The organism is Psychrobacter sp. 78a-MNA-CIBAN-0178, assembly GCF_040309625.1.
Lineage (GTDB): Bacteria > Pseudomonadota > Gammaproteobacteria > Pseudomonadales > Moraxellaceae > Psychrobacter > Psychrobacter okhotskensis.
The window spans coordinates 1-260 of sequence record NZ_JBEOOZ010000149.1; the positions used below are offsets into that span (position 1 = coordinate 1).

Genomic DNA, 260 nt, shown 5'->3' on the forward strand with positions numbered 1-260 from the left:
GGGTAAATCAACACTGATTAACCGTATCCTCGGCGAAGAACGTGTCGTCGTTTATGACGAGCCAGGTACCACTCGTGACAGTATTTACATTCCAATGTCACGCGAAGGTAGAGAGTACGTGTTAATTGATACTGCTGGTGTTCGACGTCGCAGTAAAGTAAATGAAGTTATAGAGAAATTCTCGGTAATTAAAACCTTGAAAGCGGTTGAAGATGCTAACGTAGTATTATTAGTTATCGATGCACGCGAAGGTATTGCAG

The 260-nt window shown here is 42.3% G+C and carries 1 protein-coding gene; it reads left to right on the plus strand.

From position 1 onward, the window contains the following. A partial coding sequence (locus AAEY80_RS14635) for a GTPase (protein ID WP_350588608.1) occupies positions 1-260 on the plus strand: 260 nt, incomplete at both ends.